The sequence below is a fragment of the Marinobacter sp. ANT_B65 genome (assembly GCF_002407605.1).
Lineage (GTDB): Bacteria > Pseudomonadota > Gammaproteobacteria > Pseudomonadales > Oleiphilaceae > Marinobacter.
In genome coordinates, this window is sequence record NZ_NXGV01000002.1 from 467,234 (window position 1) to 487,724 (window position 20,491).

General features: G+C 56.3%; 18 protein-coding genes and 1 riboswitch. Of the genes, 12 read left to right on the top strand and 6 right to left on the bottom strand.

What is annotated here, in order from left to right; translation table 11 throughout:
- Position 1: 1 nt before the first annotated feature.
- Positions 2 to 1,507, top strand: a complete 1,506-nt coding sequence (locus tag CPA50_RS12280) for a sensor histidine kinase (protein ID WP_096782801.1) — start codon at positions 2 to 4, stop codon at positions 1,505 to 1,507.
- A 78-nt stretch (positions 1,508 to 1,585) separates the two neighbouring features.
- Complete coding sequence (msrB, locus tag CPA50_RS12285; protein WP_096782802.1) at positions 1,586 to 2,785, top strand: peptide-methionine (R)-S-oxide reductase MsrB; 1,200 nt, start codon at positions 1,586 to 1,588, stop codon at positions 2,783 to 2,785.
- Between the two features lie 21 nt (positions 2,786 to 2,806).
- Here msrB and CPA50_RS12290 read toward each other — a convergent pair whose 3' ends face one another.
- On the bottom strand, positions 2,807 to 3,535 hold the full coding sequence (locus tag CPA50_RS12290) for a 3'-5' exonuclease (RefSeq protein ID WP_096782803.1): 729 nt from the start codon (positions 3,533 to 3,535) through the stop codon (positions 2,807 to 2,809).
- Complete coding sequence (locus tag CPA50_RS12295) at positions 3,528 to 5,402, bottom strand: DUF294 nucleotidyltransferase-like domain-containing protein (protein ID WP_096782804.1); 1,875 nt, start codon at positions 5,400 to 5,402, stop codon at positions 3,528 to 3,530. Before CPA50_RS12295 ends, CPA50_RS12290 begins: the two co-directional genes overlap by 8 nt.
- 173 nt (positions 5,403 to 5,575) lie before the next feature.
- Here CPA50_RS12295 and cobU point away from each other — a divergent pair, with 173 nt between their 5' ends.
- Positions 5,576 to 6,091 (top strand): bifunctional adenosylcobinamide kinase/adenosylcobinamide-phosphate guanylyltransferase, encoded by a 516-nt coding sequence (gene cobU / locus CPA50_RS12300; protein WP_096782805.1) that lies wholly within the window; start codon positions 5,576 to 5,578, stop codon positions 6,089 to 6,091.
- 13 nt (positions 6,092 to 6,104) lie between these two features.
- On the opposite strand, the gene CPA50_RS12305 is transcribed toward cobU, so the two are convergent.
- Together CPA50_RS12305 and cobT are read right to left on the bottom strand one after the other, a co-directional pair.
- Positions 6,105 to 6,728, bottom strand: a complete 624-nt coding sequence (locus CPA50_RS12305) for a histidine phosphatase family protein (RefSeq protein WP_227519623.1) — start codon at positions 6,726 to 6,728, stop codon at positions 6,105 to 6,107.
- Complete coding sequence (gene cobT, locus CPA50_RS12310; protein ID WP_096782806.1) at positions 6,725 to 7,795, bottom strand: nicotinate-nucleotide--dimethylbenzimidazole phosphoribosyltransferase; 1,071 nt, start codon at positions 7,793 to 7,795, stop codon at positions 6,725 to 6,727. The genes CPA50_RS12305 and cobT overlap by 4 nt, the downstream gene beginning before the upstream one ends.
- A 150-nt stretch (positions 7,796 to 7,945) precedes the next feature.
- Between cobT and cbiB the strand changes: the two genes are divergently transcribed.
- From cbiB to CPA50_RS12355, 9 genes are all read left to right on the top strand, one after another.
- Complete coding sequence (gene cbiB / locus CPA50_RS12315) at positions 7,946 to 8,893, top strand: adenosylcobinamide-phosphate synthase CbiB (protein ID WP_227519624.1); 948 nt, start codon at positions 7,946 to 7,948, stop codon at positions 8,891 to 8,893.
- A complete protein-coding gene (cobD, locus tag CPA50_RS12320) occupies positions 8,893 to 9,915 on the top strand; it encodes a threonine-phosphate decarboxylase CobD (protein WP_319823117.1) in 1,023 nt (340 codons plus the stop codon). Before cbiB ends, cobD begins: the two co-directional genes overlap by 1 nt.
- Before the next feature lie 29 nt (positions 9,916 to 9,944).
- Positions 9,945 to 10,155: riboswitch (cobalamin riboswitch) on the top strand.
- A 160-nt stretch (positions 10,156 to 10,315) separates the two neighbouring features.
- Entirely contained in the window at positions 10,316 to 12,136 is a 1,821-nt protein-coding gene (locus tag CPA50_RS12325) for a TonB-dependent receptor domain-containing protein (RefSeq protein ID WP_096782807.1), read from the top strand.
- Between the two features lie 23 nt (positions 12,137 to 12,159).
- Positions 12,160 to 13,059, top strand: a complete 900-nt coding sequence (locus CPA50_RS12330) for a cobalamin-binding protein (protein ID WP_227519625.1) — start codon at positions 12,160 to 12,162, stop codon at positions 13,057 to 13,059.
- 33 nt (positions 13,060 to 13,092) lie between these two features.
- Positions 13,093 to 14,052 carry a FecCD family ABC transporter permease gene (locus CPA50_RS12335; protein ID WP_096782808.1) on the top strand — a complete coding sequence of 320 codons (960 nt, stop codon included), beginning with the start codon at positions 13,093 to 13,095 and terminating at the stop codon, positions 14,050 to 14,052.
- Positions 14,052 to 14,834 carry an ABC transporter ATP-binding protein gene (locus CPA50_RS12340; RefSeq protein WP_096782809.1) on the top strand — a complete coding sequence of 261 codons (783 nt, stop codon included), beginning with the start codon at positions 14,052 to 14,054 and terminating at the stop codon, positions 14,832 to 14,834. The genes CPA50_RS12335 and CPA50_RS12340 overlap by 1 nt, the downstream gene beginning before the upstream one ends.
- A gap of 13 nt (positions 14,835 to 14,847) precedes the next feature.
- Complete coding sequence (locus CPA50_RS12345) at positions 14,848 to 16,176, top strand: cobyrinate a,c-diamide synthase (protein WP_096782810.1); 1,329 nt, start codon at positions 14,848 to 14,850, stop codon at positions 16,174 to 16,176.
- Positions 16,169 to 16,780: a cob(I)yrinic acid a,c-diamide adenosyltransferase gene (gene cobO / locus CPA50_RS12350; RefSeq protein WP_096782811.1), complete on the top strand. Its 612-nt coding sequence runs from the start codon at positions 16,169 to 16,171 to the stop codon at positions 16,778 to 16,780. The genes CPA50_RS12345 and cobO overlap by 8 nt, the downstream gene beginning before the upstream one ends.
- 2 nt (positions 16,781 to 16,782) lie before the next feature.
- Positions 16,783 to 18,255 carry a cobyric acid synthase gene (locus CPA50_RS12355; protein ID WP_096782812.1) on the top strand — a complete coding sequence of 491 codons (1,473 nt, stop codon included), beginning with the start codon at positions 16,783 to 16,785 and terminating at the stop codon, positions 18,253 to 18,255.
- On the opposite strand, the gene CPA50_RS12360 is transcribed toward CPA50_RS12355, so the two are convergent.
- Positions 18,250 to 19,665: an ATP-binding protein gene (locus tag CPA50_RS12360; RefSeq protein WP_096782813.1), complete on the bottom strand. Its 1,416-nt coding sequence runs from the start codon at positions 19,663 to 19,665 to the stop codon at positions 18,250 to 18,252. The two genes, CPA50_RS12355 and CPA50_RS12360, sit on opposite strands and share 6 nt — an antisense overlap.
- Positions 19,656 to 20,342, bottom strand: a complete 687-nt coding sequence (locus CPA50_RS12365) for a response regulator transcription factor (RefSeq protein WP_096782814.1) — start codon at positions 20,340 to 20,342, stop codon at positions 19,656 to 19,658. The genes CPA50_RS12360 and CPA50_RS12365 overlap by 10 nt, the downstream gene beginning before the upstream one ends.
- Positions 20,343 to 20,491: the final 149 nt, after the last annotated feature.

The window sequence follows — 20,491 nt, forward strand, 5'->3', positions numbered from 1 at the left end:
CATGACACGACCTTTGTTCCAGACACTGTATGCGCGCCTGGCCCTTGGCCTGTTTCTGCTGCTGGTCATTGTTGGCGGGCTGTTTACTGTGCTCAGCCTCTACTCCGTACGTGAATACAGTGCAGCCGTGAGCCAGGAACTTAACCGTGATCTGGCCAGTAACCTGGTTTCAGACCGCAACCTGGTCACCGATGGGCAGATCAATCACAGCGAGCTTAAGCGCCTGTTCGATCTGTATATGAGCATCAATCCCAGTATCGAGATATACCTGCTGGATAATGACGGGCGCATTCTTTCCTATTCTGCAAGTCCGGCCAAAATCAAACGTAAGCACGTATCTCTGGAGCCTGTTCACAGGTTACTTGAGAACCCGGATGCCTACCCTCTACAGGGCGATGACCCGCGCAGTCATGACCGTCACAAGGTGTTTTCTGTCACTCAGGTACCTGACGCCGAGAATCCCACGGGTTATCTGTACGTTGTGCTGCGTGGCGAGGAATATGACTTTGCTGAAAGCATGGTACACAGTGATCGCTTGCTGCAGATGGGCGGTGGGGCTCTGGCAATCAGCCTCTTCGTCGGGCTTCTGGCAGGCCTTTTGTTTTTCCGGCTTCTGACACGACGACTGTCGCGGCTTACGGCCCGTGTGGAGGCTTTTGAGGCAGGGGTAAAGAATGCTGAAGACACGGACGCTGCGGGCGATGCTGGTGTTCCCGGTGATGATGTAGATTATCTGTCAGCCCGGTTTGATCAGATGGCAGCCCGCATTGCCGGGCAACTGGTGTTGCTCAAAGATAAAGATCATCAGCGCCGCCAGTTGGTGGCCCAGGTGTCCCATGATTTGCGCACACCGCTGGCGTCGATTCAGGGATATCTGGAAACCCTGGGGATGAAACAGCAGGAGCTGAGCCCTGACGAGCGCCGGCGGTTTCTGAACGTGGCTCTCGCTGAAACCCTTCGGCTCAGCAAGCTGGTCGACGAACTCTTCGAACTGGCTGCCCTGGATGCCCGCGAACGGCAACCTTTTGCAGAGCCGTTCATGCCGGCGGAACTGCTGCACGATGTGGTGCAAAAGCACAGGCCGAAGGCAGAACAGGCAGGTGTTACGCTTAATATCGTCACTGTTCAGCCGGCAATGGTGCATGCAGATATCGCGATGACGGAGCGGGTGCTGGATAACCTGATTGGTAACGCTGTGGATCATTCGCCGGCGGGTGCAGAGGTAAAACTGAGCGTGACAGCAGACAACTGCGGGGTTGAAATCTGCGTTCGGGATGCTGGCGAAGGAATCGGGCAACAGGATATTGATCACGTGTTTGACCCGTTTTATCAGGCGCCGGGTGCCAGCCGCAGTGGGCATGCCGGGCTGGGACTGGCAATCGCGCGCAGGATGGCAGAGTTGCAACAGGGCAGGGTCTCTGTAGAAAGCCAGCCTGGAGAGGGTGCAGAGTTCCGTTTCTGGTTGCCGCTCGCTGATTCAGCGGCAAAAGAATCCACAGAGTTATAGATTCGTAAGAATTAGAGAACGTTTTGGTGAAGTCACAGCGATAGGATGGCTTACGATCTTACTCTCAGGAGAGTTGTTATGAACCGAAAAACATTTGCTATGGTCGCCGCGCTGTTTATTGCGGCTACCAGTGCCTTCTATGCCGCTGTTGCCTCGGCTGAGAAGACCGGGGTCAGTGCCAGTGAGTATGCGCCATCAGATCCTGGCCTTAAGGTTGCGACCTTTGCTGGCGGCTGTTTCTGGTGTGTTGAAGCTGGGTACGAGAAGATCCCCGGCGTGGTAGAAGCCGTTTCCGGCTATGCCGGAGGAGATGAAACCAGCCCCACCTATAAGCAGGTGGCTTCCGGCAGCACCGGACACACAGAAGCTGTACAGGTTTACTACGACCCGAAAGAGATTACTTATGAAGGCTTGCTGCAGGGCCTTTGGAGAATAATGAACCCGACAGATGCCAACGGCCAGTTTGTTGACCGTGGCAGGCAATATCGCCCGGCGATTTTCTACCATAATGACGAGCAGAAGCGTCTGGCAGAAGTGGCGAAAAAAGAGCTGCAGGCCTCAGGTCTTTATGAGAAGCCGGTAACCATCGAGGTCACCCCCTTCAAGACCTTTTATGCCGCAGAGAAGTACCACCAGGATTACTACAAAAAGAATCCTGTACGCTACAAGTTTTACACCCATAACTCTGGCCGTTACCAGTTCATCGAGAAGGTTTATGGTGAGAACTATGAGCTTGATTTCAGCCAGTTCAAGCCAGATGGCATGACTTCGGATGCTATGGAAACAGGTTCCGGAGATGGCCATGCGGGCGTCAGCGGATTTGATCCGGAAACCTTCGTCAAGCCGGGATCAGAAACCCTGAAACAGCAACTGACCAGCACCCAGTATGAGGTAAGCCAGAACGACGGCACCGAACGGGCCTTCAGCAACCCGTACTGGGATAACAAGCGCCCCGGAATTTACGTGGATATTGTTTCAGGCGAACCGCTGTTCTCCTCACGGGACAAGTATAAATCCGGTACCGGCTGGCCCAGTTTTACCCGCCCGTTGAGCGCGGACATGGTTGTGGAGAAAGACGATAGCAGTTTTTTCATGACACGCACTGAAATACGCAGTCGTTATGCCGATTCACACCTGGGGCACCTGTTCAACGATGGCCCGGCACCTACTGGTTTGCGTTACTGCATGAACTCAGCGGCCATGAAGTTCATCGCTCTGGAAGACATGGCTGAGGCCGGGTACGGCGACTGGATCGCGGAAGTGGAAGCTTCGGAGTAAAAGCAAAGCCTGAGGCCTTCCTCAAACCCACAGGTCGCCAACCGGTGTTTGCGGGCTGAAGTGATGAAGTATCTGTGCCTGAAGCAACTCTGCAGTAGCAATGGCATCAATCAGGGCGTTATGGGCAGCATAGTGAGGCAGCCCATAACGCGTTCTGCTGTCAGCCAGACGGATGGATAGAGACTTTTTCCCCATCAGACTCTTCAGGAATGACGGGTGCCTGTCCGGGTGCAGGTGTGCCTCAATGGCCATGGTGTCTATCACCGGAAAACGAATCCCCTCACCAAGACGCCATTGCAGCGCCACATTCAGGAAACGTCGCTCGATATTCCTGAAGTGCACCACTGGAATGCGACCATTCAGGCTGGCAAACACATCCTCAAGTACTTCTGACAGGTCCGGAGCTTCATCAATGTCGGCGTGAGTGATGCCGTGAAAGGTAACTGATGTCTGGTGCAACGGCAGCCGGGGCCGGACCACCCAGTGTTTGGCCTGATCAAGCTGAATGGCATCCAGCGTAAAAGGCACCAGCCCGATGCTGACTATGGAATGCGCTTCTGCGTCGAGGCCGGTGGTCTCAAAGTCGAGCGCCACCATGGGAACCTCGGAGACAGGTGTTTGTGGAGAAGGACAGCCGGCTTCGTAAAAGTGCTTCAGTACCGGAGCCTTGGTGTGTCTGGCCAGAGCCTGGTACTGCTCTGGCCACGGCAGATGTTTGATTGCATCGGGTACAGGGTGGTGCTCAGACATTCCGGGTTACCTGGGTGTTGTAACGGAAGCGCAGAAATTTCTGGGCATTGCTGACAACCTGGAAAGCATCTTTGAGATGGCTACGCTCAAACGGTGACAGGTCTTCTGGCCGTACGTTGTTGTCTGGCTCTTCACCGGCTTCGATAGACAGTGCCTGATGGCGGATACGGACAATCGAGATAAATTCCAGTGCGTCTCTCAGATTGCCCAGGTCATCTTCAATAATAAGTTTGGTTTTGCTGATGCTCTTCAGGCGTTCGAAGGAATTCTGTGCCAGGGAGCCACAGGCCAGAGAGTGAATCCGGATCAGGTCAGACAGCGGTGCTGTCCCCCGTCGCTTCAGGTTGAAGGTTTTCTGGTGCTTGCCATCTTCCTCAAGCACGAATGTGCGGAAAAATCCGAGGGGCGGTGTCCGGTTGAGCGCGTTTCGCGCCATCATGGTCAGGAAGCGCTGGCTGTTGCTGGCTTTGTCTGCAACCAGGGCTTTGAGCTCCTCTGCAAACTCCGTGCGGCCATAAATACCATCAAGATCAAAGAAGATATTGCTGTTCAGGAGAGCTTCCGCTTTCGGGTTTTCAATCCAGTCGGTGAAGTAGTTCCGCCATACCTTCAATGGCTGACGCCATTTCGGGTTGGTGGCCATGATATCCCCGGTGCAGTAGGTGTAGCCGCACTCTGCAAGTCCGTCGGAAACAAATTTTGCCAGTGCCAGGAAGTAGGCATCGTGCTCTTCCGGTACAAAGCGGTCATCCAGAATCATGGCGTTGTCCTGGTCCGTTACGACCAGTTGCTCGTCCCGGGCCATGGAACCCAGAGCCATAAAACAGTAGGGCACAGGTGGCGGGCCCAGTTTTTCCTCGCCCAGCTCCAGAAGCCGCTGTGTAAAGCTGCGGCCAATGCCGGCCATGGCGCTGCCTATCATGTGCGAGTTGGCGTCTTCGTTGACCATACGAACGAAGCTGTCGCGAACGTCCCGGCTGATCTTCTTCAGGCCTTTTACATTCTGCTGGTGATAGATATTACTCACCAGATACAGGCTGCTCTGGCTTTCATATTTCACAATGTCTGCAAGCGCAACCACGCCCCGGACTTCGTGGCCGTCCATCACAGGAAGGTGGTGTACATTGTTATGCAGCATGGTGAGCATGGCTTCGAAAATATAGCTGCTGGCACGTATGGTTATCAGCCCTTCAGACATGATTTCGCTGACAGGTGTTTCCGAGGGCAGGGCTTCAGTCACTGCCCGGGTGCGAAGATCACGGTCAGTGATAATGCCTGCCGGACGTGCGTTCTCGCCTTCACCGTCCATCAGCAACAGCGCGGATACACCCTTATCTGTCATGATGCGTGCGGCTTCCTGTAGCCGCACGTTTGTCGGTGCCGAAATCGTTTTTCTGGAAATCAGGCGGGTAACACGGGATGTCATCAGTTCGTTGGATTTTTCCCTGCGTGACAGTGCCGAGCGTAACCGGCTGCGATCTTCAATTTCCACAAAGTCCGCAAAGTTCTCGTCGTTTTCAAATAGATAATGAAAGGTATCCGCTGGAATACGGTAAAGCAGGCTGTCTTCCAGAGCCTTTGCAGGAAACCGCACCTTGCGGTGCATGAGCAGACCAAACTGGCCGAAGATCTCGCCTTCACCTATACGGTTGTACAGTTCGCCGGAGCGCCGGAAGATCTCCACTGCGCCGCTGCGCACGTAATACATATAGGCACTGGCTTGTCCGGCTTCGAGTATCTGGGTTCCCGCCCGTACATAACTGATTTCAATGCTGGTCGTGAGCTGATTGACCAGCTCCTCCGGCATGTCGTCAAACGGCGAATGCTGGACAAGATGGTTACGGATGTCGATCAGTTCAGCCTGCATGCTGTCTCCAGATTGGAATAGAAATGGCCCTGGCAAAACTATAGCAGAAACCTGCGGTTGGGCGGCGGAGCCCGCGCAGAAAGCTAGTGCAGCAGCCCTGTCAGGTTTTTTGCTTTAGGGTACAGCCTCCGGTTAGCATTCGTGTCTGGTTTTCAGGGAGACACCCCAACATCATGCATACTCTGGTTCTTGGCGGCATCCGTTCGGGAAAAACCGCGCTTGCGGAGCGGCTGGTATCTGACACAGATAACTCAGTCGTATACCTGGCTACAGCAACTGCGGGGGATGACGAGATGCGGCTGCGCATCAAGCGTCACCAGCAGCAGCGTCCTGCTGACTGGGGGCTGGAAGAAGAGCCTCTTGCTCTGGCGCAGGTGCTGACACGCTATGGACAACAAAAGGCGGCGCCTTGTCTTCTGGTGGATTGCATGAGCCTGTGGTTGAGTAACCTGCTGCACGCAGGTGATGACACCTTTGCCCGGGAACGGGAAGCGTTTCTGAAGCAGGTGAGCTGTTACCCCGGCGAACTTGTGATCGTCAGCAACGAAGTAGGGCTTGGTATTATCGGAATGGACCCGCTTACACGCCGTTTTGCGGATGAGCTGGGGTGGATGAACCAGGCGCTGGCGACACGGTGCGACAGGGTGATCATGAGTGTTGCCGGGTTGCCCATGGTTCTGAAGCCGTGAAAACCGGGGCGGCTTAACAGGCTCCGTGCGCTACAAGACTCTGAAATGTCCCGTAATCCGAGACATCAACCTGAATCCTGCTACGGCAGGCATAGGGTGTGGTCAGGCTTGAGAACGCGTGTTCCAGCGGGATGTTCATGGTGTCAGCAACGATCATTCGTATGGTGCCGCCATGGCAGACGATCAGTACGTGCTGGCCTGCCATCTCTTGTTGCCAGTAATGCCAGCTTTCAATAACGCGCCGGTTGAAGTCCACAACCGGTTCACCACCCGGAGGTGTATTGTTCACCGGATCGGTCCAGAACCGGCTTAGTCTTTCCCCGTCACTCGCCATTACATTTTCCGCAGTGCGTCCTTCCCACTCTCCGAAATTGAGCTCTCGCAGTCGCTCATCCTTGTGCAGGGGGATTTCGTAGCGATCGGCCAGCTCCCGGGCAAAGTGAACGCAACGCAGCATGGGGGAGGTGACAATGGCATCCCAGGTATCGGCTTTGGTAATGGCACTACGCATCTGCTGCCAGCCGGTTTCGCTCAGCGGGTCGTCTTTGCTGCCGCGATACATGGGCCCGCCCTCGGGTTCCCCGTGACGGATGAGGTCGAATATCGTTGTGCTATCCATTGTTTTTGTACTATTCATTGCTCTTCTTTTTTACTGACACCGGCGTCTGCAAAGCTGGCCATGTCGTTGTGCAGATTACAGGCCAGTCTGAGCAAGGGAACTGCGACCGCTGCGCCGCTCCCTTCACCAAGGCGCATTCCCAGGTCAAGCAGTGGTTCGGCGCTCAGGGCATCAAGAACGGCCTGGTGGCCAGGTTCTGCAGAACGGTGGGCGAACAGGAGCCAGGGGCGGATGTCGGGTTGCTGGCTGACGGCAATCAGTGCTGCAACCGAAACAATATAGCCGTCAATCAATACCGGAATGGACCGTGCCGCACACCCGGCAATGGCACCTGCCAGAGCCGCAATCTCAAAACCACCGAAGGCTTTGAGAACAGCCATCGCATCCTCTCCTTTATCGTCGTTATCGTGGCGCTGGAGCGCACTGATAATAACTTCGGCTTTGTGGCGAACGCCGGCGACATCCATGCCGGTGCCGGGCCCCGCCAGCTTCATGGGATTCTTGTTCATCAGTGAACATGCAATGGCCGTTGCCGAGGTGGTATTGCCTATGCCCATTTCCCCGCCAATAAACAGCTGGCAACCTTTGTCAGCCGCCCGCTGAGCCGCAGAATCACCGTGATTCAGGGCTTCGGACACCTGCTGGGTGCTCATGGCATCAGTTGCCGAAAAGTTACGTGTGCAAGGGGCTATGCGGGCGTCAATAACGCCGGGCAAATCAGGAGCAACGTCCGATACAGTGCCAAGGTTCACAACCTCCAATTCCGCATCCAGGGATCTGGCCAATACGCTTATTGCCGCCCCCCCGTGGGCAAAGTTTGCAATCATTTGGGCAGTAACTGCTTGAGGGTACGCGGAAATGCCTTCTTCACAAATTCCGTGGTCACCGGCAAACACACTGATCTGGACCTGGTCCAACCCGGGCTTTTCTGTGCCCTGCAGGCCTGCAAGCTGAACGGCAACCGTTTCCAGCCTGCCCAGGGAGCCTGCTGGTTTGGTCAGCACACTCTGTCGTTGTGCGGCCAGCTCAAAAAAACGGGCTTCGGGTTGTCGGGGAGGGGTGGTCCAACTGCTGGGAAATGACATTGCACATACCTTCATACATCGACAGATCGAAACACAGGATCTGATTGCGGAGAGTGGAGCTCGAATTCAATATAAGGCGGGATCATACTCCGGCTGGGTGCAATCAGGTAGGCTTGAGGGCATCACTTTTTATTTGGTCTGGAACTTCCTGTGTTGTTATTTGCTCCGCTCATCGTGTGTGTGTCTGCTCTTGCCCTTGATTATCTGCTAGGTGAGCCCCGGCGCCTGCACCCGGTTGTCGGGTTTGGGCGATTGGCCACTGTTTTGGAAAAAAGGCTCAATACTGCACCTGACATGCCTTTACGGGCTCTTTTTTCGGGGATGCTGGCCGTTCTGTTGGCCACAGTGCCCATGCTGGCCCTGACCATCTGGGCTTCTGTGAGGCTGGATGGGCTGCTGTTGATGCTGGTACAGGCGGTAGCGCTCTGGCTCGCTGTTTCGCTCCGTGGGCTGTCTGAACACGGAAGGGCAGTGGCTGCACCGCTCGCTGAAGGTAACCTTGAAAGCGCCCGTGAGCAGGTCAGCCGCATTGTCAGCCGAAAGGCCAGTGAGCTTGACGGGCGCGGTGTGGCGGCTGCTGCTACGGAATCCATGCTGGAAAACGGAGCTGATGCCGTCTTTGCCAGTTTATTCTGGTTTCTGGTTGCAGGTATTCCCGGTGTGGTGATGCACCGGATGGTAAATACCCTGGATGCCATGTGGGGCTATCGTAACCCGCGGTTCCTGTATTTCGGCCGTGCTGCTGCGCGGCTGGACGATCTTATGGGTTGGATTCCCGCGCGGCTGACAGCACTTACCTATACGTTGTCAGGGAATCGCAGGCTCGCCTGGCAGTGTTGGCGAAAGCAGGCGCCACAATGGGACAGCCCCAATGCAGGGCCTGTCATGGCGGCGGGGGCGGGGGCCATGAATGTCCGGCTGGGAGGGCCTTCGCCGTATCCCTCCGGCGTTAAACAGCGCCCGACTCTGGGCGGCGCGCAGGAGGCGAACTCAACAACTATTGAAGCTGCGATCACACTGGTCAGGCATGGGGTCTGTCTCTGGCTTGTGGTGGTCTGGGTGGTCACAACACTTATTTTTGTAGTGGTGTATCTGTAATGATGCTGGAACATGGCGGGCGGCTGAATGAAGCTGCAGAACGCTGGGGTATTCCCCGCTCAGAATGGCTTGATTTGTCCACTGGTGTAAATCCGGTTGGCTGGCCGGTCCCGGTTTTACCGGCTGAGGTGTGGCAAAGATTACCGGAAGCCGATGACGGGCTTGAAGATATTGTCCGCCATTGGTCAGGTGCCTCGTCAGCCGCCGCCTGTGTTCCCGTGCCAGGCACTCAGGCAGCGATTATGGCTTTACCCCGGTTGCGCAAACCCTGTCGCGTCGGCATACCTGTACCGGGTTACAGGGAGCACGGTCATAGCTGGCGGCAGGCGGGTCACAGGGTTATCCCTGTAGGGTCAGAGCAGACCTGTGGTGGCTTTTCAGGTTGCGATGATCGCTGGCTTGACCAGCTCGATGTGCTGGTCTGGATCAATCCCAATAACCCCACCGGAAAAATCGTTCCGCCCTCCACATTGTTGCGCTGGCATCAGAGGTTGCAGAAGCGCGGCGGCTGGCTGGTTGTTGATGAGGCGTTTATGGACACTACGCCGGCGTTTAGTCTCTGTACTCACGCCGGACAGCCGGGTTTGATAGTTCTTCGTTCGCTCGGGAAGTTTTTTGGCCTGGCGGGGGTGCGGGCGGGATTTGTTCTTGCGGATAATCAAATCGCGGAACGCCTGAAACAAATGTTGGGCCCCTGGGCGCTTAGTGGGCCTGCCCGCTATGTGATGGGCAAGGCGTTGACCGATGAAGGCTGGCAGCGCGAGACTCGCATCAGCTTGCAGCGGAATGCCGGCTCTCTGCGAGAAGTGCTGCAGAAAGCCGGGCTCACTCTTATGGGTGGCAGTGCCTTGTTTCAGACAGTCCGTACAGACAACCCGAAGATCCTGGCAGATCAACTGGCTGCCCAGGCGGTGCTGGTCAGAGTTTTTGATCAGCCGGGAATGCTGCGGTTTGGCGTGACGGCAGATGAGATGCAACTGCGACGATTGACAGAGGCACTTGTGGCCCGGACTTGTGATTAGTCATTGACCAGACATTAACTCATTGTTAGCCTTGGCATTCGTTTGTAGGTGCTGTTGTAGCGCAATCATCGTCGCTGCCACAGTGAAACGGGAAGCCGGTTAAAGTCCGGCACTGCCCCCGCAACGGTAAGTGAGAGAGCGGCGAAGAGAGATGCCACTGTGCGCAAGCATGGGAAGGTTACGCCGGTCAGATTTATAAACTCACAAGTCCGGAGACCGGCCTGTAAACACACCGAGCGCTGCGGAGGGCAGTTACGGTGGGTAAACACCGGCCTGTTATACGGATTTCCCCACCTCAGAAAAAGCTTCATCCTGGTCTCCTGCCAGAATCAGCCTCCCTTTGCAGAGCACCTAACAATTGGCCATGCGGGTGCGCGTGGTGAGTCTGTGAGTGCATTGAATGAAAATTCCCCTGTCAGTTTCCAGTGTTCTGGTTATCCCTTTTGCATTTAGTCCCCTCTCAATTGCGGTCGCGCAAGAAGCTCAGGTTTCCCGGTTAGACCCGATTGTTGTCACAGCAACCCTCGGCCCCAAGACGGTGGGCGAGAGCCTTGCATCCGTTACTGTGGTGGATGAAGAAGAGATTCGTTCGAAAGCCCCGGCTGATTTTTCAGATCTTCTGCGTGGTCAGCCAGGCATCAGTGTGACCGGTAACGGTTCTTTCGGGAAAACCACGAGTGTGTATACCCGTGGCGTCCAGAATGCCGGTACGGTTTTACTTGTTGACGGTGTGAAGCTGCATTCTGCAACTGGCGGCGGTGCACCATGGCAGTATTTCCCGACGGAACTCATTGAACGAGTGGAAATTGTGCGGGGTCCCCGCAGCTCACTCTATGGCGCAGATGCCATGGGTGGGGTGGTACAGGCGTTCACACTGGATCCCGGGCAGGGCACGCAAGGCTGGGTTGAGGCAGGTGCAGGGAACTTTGATACCCAAAAGGCCAGTGCAGGTGCGTCTGGCTCGGTTGGAAATACAAGCTTCAGCCTGAGCGGTCTGCATAAAGAAAGCGACGGCACAGCAATTGTTGAAAACGGGGAAGACAAGGGGTTCCGTAATACCGCCGGGCTTGGCCGGGTAGTGCACGCTCTGGAGAACGGTGGTGAAGCGAGCATCATGCTGATGCAATCTGAAGGGAACACAGAATACGAGGGCGGTAATATTGATTACATGATCCGTACCATTGGTCTCGGACTGATGACACCGCTGAGTGAAAGCTGGCAAATGGGCGTCCAGTTTGCGGAATCACGTGATGAGTCGGATTCGTTCAGCGCTTATGGTGAAAGCACCTATAACACCCGGTTGCGAGAAGCCAGGTGGGATAATACCTTTTCTTTCGATGTCCATGAGCTGGTTGTGGGTACTGAGCTGCAGCAGGATGAGGTCAGCAGTTCACAAGCCTATAATGAAACCTCCAGAACCAATACGGCACTGTTCAGTCAGCTGCGCCTGAATTTTGGACCAGTTGACGCGCAACTGAGTCTTCGCGGCGATGACAATGAAGCATACGGAACCAATGAAACCGGCGGTTTGGCCCTGGGTTACAGTATTGACCGGTCTCATCGCCTGCGTGCCAGCTACGGCACCGCGTTCAGGGCTCCCACGTTTAATGACTTGTACTGGCCCCTGGCATTTAACTACCAGGGCAATCCGGACCTGGAGCCGGAGGAGTCCGAAAGCTATGAACTTGGTGCCAGCGGTAACTATCAAAGATGGTTTTGGAATCTTGCCGTGTATCAGATGGATGTAGATAACCTGATTGGTTCTGGAACGATCGGGGGGGTAAGTACACGGGTTAACGTTGATGAAGCGAGAATTCGTGGTGCAGAGTTTGGCGGCGGTTATGAACATAACGGCTGGCGAGCAGGGGTGGCACTGACGTATATGGACCCTGAAGACCGTGAAACCGGTAATCAACTGGCGCGCCGCACCAGGCAGTCTGCCCGTATTGATCTGGACAAAGACGTTAATAACTTTACGTTTGGTGGCTCTGTCATAGCTGAGGGTCATCGCTATGATGACGCGGCCAATACCGACCGTCTGGCCGGGTTTGGAACCTTTGATCTGCGCGCTGGCTGGAATTTCGCACCCAGCTGGAGCAGCCGCCTGACCCTTGCCAACGTGCTCGATAAGGAATACTCAACTGCGAGATATTTTGATGGTCGGGAGTACATTGCCGCAGGTCGAACAGCCATGTTGTCGGTTCGTTACGACATACAGTAAACCTCGAAGACGGGAGTAAGTGTGTGAGTGTTCACCGGCTGAGCGTCAGAGTTGCACTGGGCTTTTTGATAGTGATGGTAGTGCAGACTCTCTCAGCCGGCGAGATACAACGTTGTGCTGTTGATGATGTGGGCCAGGAACTCTGCATCCCTGCTCCTGCTCATCGTATAGTCACTTTGTCGCCGGGGGCGACGGAACTTATATTTGCGGCCGGCGCCGGTGACAAGGTCGTTGCGGTCGTTAATTACAGTGATTATCCCCCGGAAGCACTCAAACTGCCCTTGGTTGGCAGCCACACCCGGGTGGACATGGAAGCGCTGCTGGCCCTCAGGCCGGACCTGGTGATTACCTGGGTAACGGGTAATCCACCGGCTCAGATGGAGCTGATCGATGAGCTGGGTATTCCCACGTTTGCGATCGAGCCCCGCACCTTTGAGGGGGTTTCCAGTGTTATTGAGCGGTTGGCTACCCTGGCGGGAACCGAGCAGGAAGGCCTGGCTGAAGCCGAGCGTTTCCGCGTGGGTATTACCGCTTTGGCGGAGCAGTACCGCAATGCCAAGCCAATACCTGTTTTTTATCAGGTCTGGGAGCAGCCTCTGATGACCATCAACAACGACCACCTGATTGGTAAGGTGCTTCAGTTGTGTGGTGGAGTAAATGTATTCGGCGACATGCCGCGGCTGGTTCCCCGAATCAGTGCGGAGGTTGTGTTGCAGGCCGATCCCCACGCCATTCTCACGGGAAGTGTTGAGGGTGTCAGTGATGATCAGCTGGATAGCTGGAAGCAGTATTCGGAGCTGACTGCCGTTAAAAAGAACAATCTCTTTTTTGTGCCAGCCTCACCCATTTCACGGCCTACGCCCAGGTTACTTGAAGCCACAAGAATTGTTTGTGATTATCTGGATAGTGCACGTGAGCGTTGATAACACAAGGATGAACTGTCAGGTAGCTGAGCGATGATCCGCCCGTTGCTGAGCCTTGGATTTCTGGCTTTGGCCGCAGTTGTGCTGGCTTTGTGCCTGGGTAGCGTGACTGTCCCGCTGTCTGGGATCTGGCAGGTCATCCAGGGTGAAGGCAGTGCGCTGAACCGTGCGTTGTTATTGGATTTGCGCCTGCCCCGTACTCTTGCGGCGCTTGCGACAGGGGGGCTGCTGGCAGTGGCTGGCGCGCTGATGCAGGTGTTGTTGCGCAATCCTCTGGCCGACCCCTACGTGCTCGGGCTATCTGGTGGTGCTGCAGTAGGCGCACTACTGGCCATGCTGGCAGGAATGGGGACGATCCTGATATCCGGGTCCGCCTTTGCTGGCGCCATGCTGGCAACCCTTCTGGTCTTCGGTCTCGCCCACGGCACCGGCAGCTGGACCCCTTCCCGCCTGTTGCTGACTGGTGTGGTAGTGGCGGCTGGCTGGGGCGCTGTGATTACGCTTATGCTGGCAATCACGCCCTCATACAAACTCCCCGGTATGCTTTACTGGTTGATGGGTGATGTCTCATACGCCCGCACGCCCTGGCCTGCGTTGATTGTTCTGGTTTTTTCCGTTGTGCTGATTATGCCTCTTGCCCGTAATCTTAATGTGCTTGCGCGGGGGCCTCTGCAGGCCGCTGCACTGGGCGTCTCAGTGCGCCCGCTGGAATGGACGATTTACCTTCTTGCCAGCCTGCTGACAGCTACTGCAGTGACCACCGCTGGCAGCATCGGGTTTGTAGGCCTGATTGTCCCCCATATGCTCCGGCTGGTTCTGGGGAATGATCAGCGCATTATTCTGCCCGCCAGTGCTCTGGCTGGCGGGACCTTGCTGGTGCTGGCGGATACACTTGCACGTACGGCGATTGCCCCGGAGCAACTGCCTGTTGGCGTAATCACCGCATTATTAGGCGTGCCCACATTTCTTTACCTGTTACACCGGAGCCGATGATGAGCAGGCTGCGCAGTCGCGATCTGGTCATAAATGTACCGGGCAGATCAGATGGCTATTCTCTGAACCTGACCATTGAACCCGGCCAGACCTGGGGTGTTCTCGGTCCTAACGGCGCCGGGAAAACCACCTTGTTACATACACTTGCCGGTCTGCTGCCTGCCCGCCGTGGTGAGGTGGTACTTGATGAGATTCCTCTGAAAGATCTGAAGCGACGGGATATTGCCCGGCAGATGGGCCTTGTTTTCCAGGAGCGCCAGGATAGTTTTCCGGCAACGGTTATGGAAACTGCGCTTATTGGTCGTCATCCGTGGTTGTCGCCCTGGGTGAGCGAGCAGGGTGAAGGTCTGACTCTGGCGGAGCAGGCGTTGGTAGCACTGGACGTAGAACATTTGTCCGACCGGTTGCTGACCACATTGTCAGGTGGTGAGCGTCAGCGCGTTGCCATCGCCACATTGATGACTCAAAACCCTGGTATATGGCTGCTGGATGAGCCTACCAACCATCTGGATCTGCATCATCAGGTCAAGGTGATGAACCTGCTTCAGGCGCAGGCTCATTCCGGAAAAGCTGTTTTTATGTGTTTGCACGATCTCAATCTGGCTGCTCGATGGTGTAGTCATGTTCTGCTGCTATACACCAACGGCGACGCCTGCTGGGGGCCTGCAGATTCAATGCTGGTACCTTCGGCTCTCGAGAAGCTTTATAACCAGAAACTCATCACCGTAGAGGCCGATGGCGCGCCCATATTTGTACCAGTGCGTCCCGGGCCGACACCCTGAACAGGGCTAATTAATGACTATACCCGTACCCGCAGTGATGATTACGGCCCCGGCCTCCGGGCAGGGTAAATCCATGGTGACTGCGGCCTTGGCCCGGCTGCACCGGAATGCCGGCCGCAAGGTGCGGGTGTTCAAGCATGGTCCGGATTATCTCGACCCTATGATGCTTGAGGTGGCATCAGGCCAGCCGGTATACCAGCTGCACCCCTGGATGACCGGTGAACACGAATGTCGCTGGCGCGTGGCGGAAGCCGCCCGTGAGGCTGGCCTGATTCTGATTGAAGGGGCGATGGGGCTGTTTGATGGCGACCCGTCCAGTGCTGATCTTGCCAAACTGCTGGGTATTCCAGCGTTGCCGGTGATTGACGCTGGCGGCATGGCGCAGACCTTTGGCGCTCTGGTGCAGGGACTGGCCCATTTTGACCCGGAGTTGTCGGTGTATCAGGTCATCGCCAACAAAATCGGCAGTCCCCGCCATGGCGATATGCTGAAAGAAGGCCTGCCGCAGGGCATCAGTCTGCTGGGTGCCATTCCCCGAAGTGAGGCAATGCACATTCCGGATCGGCACCTGGGGCTGTTGCAACCGGCTGAACTGGACAATCTTGATCAGCAGCTTGATGCGGCGGCTGCGGTGCTCGAAGCTGCTGGCCTTGCTGAGTTACCCAAGGCTGTTACGATTGCCCCGGTTGAGCCAGTCAAACCAGAGGCTTTGCTTAAAGGCGTGCGCATTGCGATTGCCCGCGATCTTGCGTTCAGCTTTATCTACCGTGCGAACACAGACCTGCTAACGGCCATGGGTGCGGAGCTGTACTATTTCTCCCCGCTGGCGGATTCGCAGCTACCCCAGGCAGATGCCCTTTGGCTCCCCGGTGGTTACCCCGAACTTCATGGCAGTACTCTGGCCAACAATATCGCTATGACTGAAGCGATCCGCGAATTCTATGAGTCCGGCAAGCCGATACTTGCAGAGTGTGGCGGGCTGATGGCCTGTGCTGAAGAGTTGTCCGATAAAGAAGGCGTTGTGCACCAAATGCTGGGGCTGATCCCCGGCCGTTCGACCATGGAAAAGCGCCTGCAGGGCATAGGGTTGCAAAGCGTGACCACCGATGAAGGTGAGTTGCGAGGCCACACCTTTCATCGCTCCTCACTGGATACGCCCTGGCAACCTGTGGCGCGGGCCTGGAAACAGGCAGGCACAGTTGGGGAGGCCGTATTCTGTGAAAAAGGTCTGGTCGCGAGCTACTTCCACGGTTACTTCCCATCGGCACCCGCTCTTGTTGCTGCGCTGTTCCGAGGCCAGCCACTGACATTTCACACTGATACGGAGAAGACACATGCGTGATCGCGCAAAAGACCCGGAACGTCATGCTAAACGTATGGCCGCCAAGCAGAAAATCATGCACGAGCGAATTGCGAGCGCCCAGAATGAACAGGGCGTATTGCTGGTACTGACCGGCCCCGGTAAAGGCAAGAGCAGCTCCGGCTTCGGTATGGTTGCCCGGGCCCTTGGTCACGGCATGAAAGTGGGCGTTGTGCAGTTCATCAAGGGTGCGTTCAGCACCGGCGAAGAAGCCTTCTTCCGTGATCTGCCCGGAGTGGATTATCACGTTATGGGGCAGGGCTACACCTGGGAAACACAGAACCGGGAGCAGGATGTTGCCTCCGCCACTGCTGCCTGGGAGATCGTTGCGGGCATGCTGCAGGATGAAAGCTATGATCTGATTTTGCTGGATGAGCTGAATATTGCACTGAAGTATGAATATCTGGACCTGGACAGAGTACTGGACGACCTGCAAGCCCGGCCTGCCATGCAGCATGTGGTCGTCACTGGCCGTAACGCGCCGCAGGAACTGATTGATCTTGCAGACACAGTCACTGAAATGGGTGTGGTAAAACACGCCTTCAAGGATCAGGGCATTAAAGCCCAGAAGGGTGTCGAGCTCTGACCATGGCCACAACACTGATGATTCAGGGCACCACCTCAGACGCGGGTAAGACTACCGTGGTTGCGGCTTTGTGTCGCTGGCTTGCCCGGCAGGGTGTTTCAGTGGCTCCGTTCAAGCCGCAGAATATGGCCCTGAACAGTGCAGTGACCACAGACGGTGGCGAAATTGGCCGTTCTACAGCGCTACAGGCGCTGGCTTGTGGCCTTGAACCCCATAGTGATATGAATCCAGTGTTACTGAAGCCGCAAAGCGACTGTGGCGCTCAGGTGATTCTGCGCGGACAGGTACACGGCAATATGGATGCGCTGGATTATCACGCATACAAAGCCGAAGCCAAGGTTGCGGTCATGGACGCCTGGCGTGCACTCAGTGAACGCTATGACGTGATCATTGCCGAGGGCGCTGGCAGTCCTGCGGAAATTAACCTGCGCGCCAACGACATTGCCAACATGGGCTTTGCAGAAGCGGCTGATTGCCCTGTGTTATTGGTCGGTGATATTGACCGGGGTGGTGTGTTTGCCCAACTGGTGGGTACGCTGGAGCTGATTTCCACAACCGAAAAAGACCGTACTGAAGGCTTTATTATCAACCGTTTCCGCGGTGATATCAGCCTGCTGGAGTCCGGTCTGGAGTGGCTCACTGAGCGCACCGGAAAGCCGGTGGTTGGTGTACTGCCGTACCTTCATGGCCTCATCGTGGATTCCGAAGACAGTATTGGTACCGCTGGAACCTGCGAAGCCGAGGCGCTGAATGTGATTGTGCCGGTGCTGCCGCGCATCAGTAATCACAATGATTTTGATCCCTTGCGCCTGCACCCGGGTGTAAATCTTCAGTTCATCGGCCCGGATCAGCCCATTCCGGCGGCTGATCTGATTATCCTGCCCGGTAGCAAAAGCACCCGCACTGACCTGGCCTTTCTGCATGCTCAGGGCTGGGCGCAGGCAATTCGCAAACACTTGCGCTACGGCGGCAAGGTATTTGGTATTTGTGGCGGTTTTCAGATGCTGGGAGAGAGTGTTGACGATCCGGAAGGGCTGGAAGGCCAGAAGGGCACAGCTGAAGGTCTCGGACTGCTGGAAATGACCACCACCATGGTTGCCGGCAAACAGCTGAGGAACGTCAGCGGCACCCTGATCTTTCTGGCGGCCGACTCCAGCGGGAAAAGTGCGGTTTTCAAAGGCTACGAAATGCACAACGGTGTGAGCGAGGGCGCGGCGCTTCTGCGACCGTTGGGGCGGATGAATGACAACAACGAAGGTGCCATGAGCGCCGACGGCCAGGTGGCCGGCACTTACGTGCACGGAATATTTGACGAGCCGACTGCGTGTGAAGCCCTGCTGCACTGGGCCGGGCTGAACCGTTCAGGCGCCGCTGTAGACTACCAGCAGCACCGTCTTGCCCAGCTTGACCGGCTGGCGGACCAGGTTGAGCAGCATCTGGATACAGACTGGCTGCGCGAGTTGCTGGGGCTATAGGTAATCGCGACTGCGGATGGAAAGGTGCGGCAGCCAGAGGCTGACACACAGGCCGGGTTGTCCGTCAGGTCGTGCATTCAGGGTGAGCTGACCGCCATGAAGCTCTGCAATCCGGCGTGCAATTGCCAGCCCAAGCCCTGCCCCGCCACCGTGCCGCTGGTCGAGGCGGACAAAACGGCTGAGCGCCCGCTCCCGGTCTGCGGTTGCAATGCCTGGGCCCTGATCGCATACAGTAACGTGATAGCCGTTACCGGAGGCCTCCAGACGGGTTTCTATCCGGGTGTGCTGAGGGCTGTACTGAATCGCGTTGGCCAGCAGGGATCGCATCAGGGTATTGATCAGGGCGTCGTGACAACTTACCAGAGCCTGGCCGGCATCGTTATGCAGCACTGGCTCGATATGCTTTTTCAGCGCCAGGGGTGTCACATCCGCAATACTTTGTTCGATGATCCCGGACAGGTCGTGGTTTTGGGGTGAAAAGCCGGCGCCTGAGTCTACCCGGTTCAGCAGCAACATTTGCTCCACCAGATGTGTCATGCGGTCAACTGACTGAATCAGTGGCTGGAATTGCTGCGGATCTTTGTCCCAGGCTTTTTCCAGATTCAGTCGCAAAGCTGCCAGCGGTGTCCGCAGTTCATGGGCTGCATCGGCTGAAAAGCGGCGTTCCCGTTCCAGAGCCAGGTTCAGACGCTTGAGCAGGCTGTTCACGGCTTGTACCAGACCAGCTACTTCCTTGGGTGCCTGTCTGTCATCAAGGGGGTGGATGCGTTCCGGAGCCATATGGCGTATGGGCTGTTCCAGCCGGCGCAGGGGGCGGAACCCGATATGAATGGCGGCACCGGCAGCCAGCAGCAGGAGCGGCAAGGCAACCAACAAAGGCAGAACGTTGCCCAGGGCCAGTTCCTGGCTCAGTTCCTCGCGAATATCTTCCCGTTGGGCTGTCCGGATCCAGAAGTCGGTAGCTGGGTCCTGGAGCGTGAACGTCCGCCAGTTGTACCCCCGGGATTCGGCCCATGAGTAGCCTGGCGTCAGGCCTTCGGTGTCATCGGCCTTAAGGGTGTCCAGCAGAGGCGTGCGGTCGGGCGTCCAGACCTCAAAGGCCAGCTTCTTCTCGTATTTGTGCCCCGCGCCGCCGGGCAGAATTTCGCCATTATCTGCTTGAGACTCAACGTCCTTGTCGAGTGGCAGCGCCAGTGTTTCACTGAGGGTTTGCGATAACAGCTCGAGGGATTGCGTGTCTGCAAGGTGGCGAACCAGCCCCTGGACAATCCGTGTGCTCTGCGCCAGTTCGGCGTCGAACAGCTCTTCCAGTTCATGATTGCTTTCAATGTAGCTCAATGTAGCGGCTATCAGGGCAAATAGCAGAACTGTGGAAGTAACCAGTAGTGTGAGGGTGCGGGTCAGGGACATTCCGGAGCTCCACAAGCTGCCTGGCTGTCCAGCAGATACCCAACGCCGCGGATAGTGCGGATTGTGGTTTTGCCGATCCGGCGCCGGAGATGGTGGATATGCACTTCCAGAGCATTGCTTTCAGCTCCCGGCTCCCAGCCATAGAGCTGTTCTTCCAGACGCCGGCGAGTGGCAACCTGGTCGGGATGGCGCATCATGTACTGGAGAATCTGGAATTCACTACGGGGCAAGGTGTCTGTCGCTGAACCGACGGTTAGCTGGGCAGAAGCCGGGTCAAGCGTGATCTGGCCTAGGGTCAGTGCATCGCTGGTTGTCGATGACCTGCGACGGGTAACGGCCCGGATCCGGGCTTTGAGTTCGGCCATGGCAAACGGCTTGGTCACGTAATCGTCTGCACCAGCATCCAGGCCCTGCAGTTTTTCTTCCAGTTCAGCGCGGGCAGTCAGGATGATAATGGGTAGTTGGTTGCCTTGTTGCCGGGTCTGCCGGACAATCTCAAGGCCATCGACCCTTGGCAGGGTCAAATCCAGTATGGCCAGGTCAAAATGATCGTCTGCCAGGGCATTCAGCGCCTGTTGACCATCATCCAGCCAGTCTACGGTGTGCTGATCTGCCCGCAGCATGTCCAGCATGGTGCTGCCCAGAAGGTGGTCGTCTTCTACCAATAATATGCGCATCAAGCGGGATCCGTGTTGGGGGAAGCCTGTGCAAATTCACACTCGCCAGACTGTATTCTACACCGGCTTTCTTAAGCCACCCTTAACTGGTGCTGGCAACCGGTGATAGCGGGGAACCTTAACGTGGCTTAAGAATTCTCTGCTCCAGC